The 718-nt window shown below is 47.5% G+C and carries 1 pseudogene; it reads left to right on the top strand.

From position 1 onward, the window contains the following. Window positions 1–718, top strand: a pseudogene (locus A3735_RS20760) (glucose-6-phosphate dehydrogenase); the annotation flags it as partial.

Genomic DNA, 718 nt, shown 5'->3' with positions numbered 1-718 from the left:
CGCCAGCAGTGATCAATGCCGACTCAACGCGGAATGAAGTGGTGAAGGTTCTACAGAGTCTAAAACCACTTAGTCAGGCCGATTTAGAGAATAACCTGGTTTTAGGGCAGTATACGGAATCCTTAGTTAAAGGTAGTGCTGTTCCAGGTTATCGGGATGAGGAAGGTGTTAGTCCAGATTCCAGAACTGAAACCTACGTAGCCCTTAAGCTATTTATTAATAATTGGCGTTGGAATGGAGTTCCTTTTTATATTCGAACAGGGAAGAGCTTGCCAACGCGAGTGACGGAAGTTGTTATTCACTTCAAACATACACCACACCCTGTTTTTGGGCTGAATGCACCGGCAAATAAACTGGTGATACGCATTCAGCCAGATGAAGGGATCGTGATGCAATTCGGTCTTAAGAAACCCGGAGCAGGTTTTGAGTCGAAAGAGGTGAGTATGGACTTTCGTTACCAGGATTTACTCGATGAAGAAGGTGATGGTGTACGCATTCTGAATGCCTATGAGCGCTTGTTACTGGATGCACTGAATGGCGATGCCACCTTATTTGCTCGTAGCGACGCCGTGCAATCCTGTTGGCAGTTTGTCGAGCCTATTCTGAAATATCAAGCTGGCGACCATGCCTTGCATGGTTATGCGAGTGGTACATGGGGGCCGAAAGAAGCCGAGAGCCTTCTTCGGCGTGATGGCCGTACCTGGCGTTTTCCGTGTAA

This window comes from Oleiphilus sp. HI0061, from assembly GCF_001635675.1.
Note: the sequence above shows the minus strand (reverse complement) of the source record. Positions and strands in the feature narration are given on the sequence as shown.